This window comes from Candidatus Methanodesulfokora washburnensis, assembly GCF_003947435.1.
GTDB classification, from domain to species: Archaea; Korarchaeota; Korarchaeia; order Korarchaeales; family Korarchaeaceae; genus Methanodesulfokora; species Methanodesulfokora washburnensis.
The window spans coordinates 1-2,077 of record NZ_RCOS01000106.1 but is presented as its reverse complement, the minus strand read 5'-3'; the positions used below and the strand labels follow the sequence as shown (position 1 = coordinate 2,077).

Genomic DNA, 2,077 nt, shown 5'->3' with positions numbered 1-2,077 from the left:
TGAAGATATTATTATAGCATATAACTGAAATATAGTAAACACAGCTAAAAGCTTTATTCCATTTCTTCCTGCATAAAGGGTGCTTATCGGAACCAAAAAGAGCAGAAAAGATGATAAGAAATCTGAGCTTATCAGGGAAAACATCAGAAGAATAATATCTGATGCAGCTGTGCAGGCTCTCTTGGTTCTGAGGAGAGGAGATGCCGCTACTACCAAATAGAGTACTATCGCTTTCATTGCATCACCCTGACACAAATGTTGCTTCTGCCTCTACTCCACCAGGACCAACTACCTTCACCTCGAAAAGACTTCCATTAACGGGAAATGGGGGTTCAAACCTTATCTCAAGCGAGTCTCCCACATTGAGAGTTCCGTTACCCCTAAATGTGCAGATATAAGTCCCATTTATCAGTACATGGAAGCTTCCATATTTTATCTGTCCGGGACCCTCATTCAGCACTATTATCTTTCCAGATGGATCGAACTCAAGTATTCTGATGCTTCCCGTCTCCCTAGGGTAGAAGTAGGATTGCATTTCTTGAATCTTTGGTATTAGAGATGCAATAAGCGCTAACGATATAAGGGTCAACATTAACGTCTCCATGGTTCTTGTCATGTCAACCACCCACATATATATATGTTTCAAATGGATTTATTATGGCTATATCATAGAAATGTACTTCAACTTCCTCCCCCTTCTTATCTCTTAACAACGCCCTCTGGTCGATCAGAAGATAAGGTGAATAACAGATCCATCCATTCAGTCTAAAATGGAAATTGGCTGCTCCTTTTCCTTCCATTATCTTCCTGCTTCCTATAAGGCTCCAATTTATCCCACCTGATGATCTAATAGCGACCAAATCCCCCTGATTCAGCACATCCCCTATTGTTACGCTGCCCAAGGACACATCCTTCACAACAACCTTGCTCTCCACCTCACACTTATCTCCTTGGGAAAATGCCACTACATGAAGCTTAAGGGAACCACTTGATGGAGATTTTACTGAGATCTTGTATATTCCACTGGTTTTAAACGGATAAACAGAACCATCAAAGTCTGCATAGCCAATAACATCTTTTGGATAGCCCTCTGAAGAAACAAAAACAATCTTCACATAGAAGGTAGTGTTAGGAGGAACTATCGTGGCCTGAGGCACAATTTTACATATAAGACCTGAAGTTCCTGGATAGAACATCCCTGACACCATTGTCCTGTTTAAGGATCCATATGACCAGTTATGCTGCACTACCATGACTTTTAAGCTGGAAACAAGCGAAAACTTCTTTATGTTCTCCTCGGGATCAACTCCTGCATAGCTCTGCCTCAGTATCTCCTTAACAGACATCAGAGCAATCCTGTACTTGTTTAAATCTAGCGTCTGATGAGTTCTACTTACTAGGAGGATCGTTGAAAGCAAAAGGATTATTATTGCTGCTGCTAGGAGTTCATCCATGGGAATGCACCTTTAAGAGCCCCTATCTCGCTGAAATCCCCTATTATTTTTATCCAGTTTATACTAGAAATATGAGCCTCTATAGTTGCTGCAATATTTTTATTTAAGTATATAGTTAAATTATCTCCAAAAATGAGCTGCATTTCATCCACCTCTCCTGCTGGAATTACCGAGGACCACCCCAAGCCGGAAACTATTACTTCATTCATGTTATAGGAAATATTAAATTCATTAGTTTGTAAGAGAATAGGTCCATGAAATTTTATATAAAGCATGCTATCTCCCTTCATACTTACTATAAATGTATCATTTACTTTCTTTGCATTACAACTTCTCTGTTTAATTATCCAGAATATAGGCTCCCTAGCTGGGGTGCCGATCCATAAAACCACTTTTGTTAAACTCCCATTCCAGAACACAATTTCCTCTCTTTCTGCATTCCTTAAGAGAGAAGAACCTGAACTGTGGATCTTAATCCAGCTGCCATTATTCACAAATATGTCCACGTGAACAAGCTTGTTAAGCAAACCCAACTCACAGGAGATGCCATAACTGCTTAAATCTTGATCTATTCTCGGCATTTTTATTATTTCTTCCTGATTTCTGGCCTCAATAGAGCTTAT

At 39.7% G+C, this 2,077-nt stretch carries 4 protein-coding genes; all 4 read right to left on the bottom strand.

Annotated features, from left to right (window positions below; genetic code table 11):
* The coding region (locus D6D85_RS16345) for a hypothetical protein (RefSeq protein ID WP_161969792.1) at nt 1-237 on the bottom strand (237 nt) is incomplete at its 3' end.
* Between the two features lie 4 nt (nt 238-241).
* Entirely contained in the window at nt 242-616 is a 375-nt protein-coding gene (locus D6D85_RS08820; protein ID WP_125671691.1) for a hypothetical protein, read from the bottom strand.
* Nucleotide 617: 1 nt separating this feature from the next.
* Nucleotides 618-1,454: a hypothetical protein gene (locus D6D85_RS08815; protein WP_125671690.1), complete on the bottom strand. Its 837-nt coding sequence runs from the start codon at nt 1,452-1,454 to the stop codon at nt 618-620.
* On the bottom strand, nt 1,439-2,077 hold a 639-nt coding region (locus D6D85_RS16340; RefSeq protein WP_161969791.1), incomplete at its 5' end, for a hypothetical protein. The genes D6D85_RS08815 and D6D85_RS16340, both read right to left, overlap by 16 nt.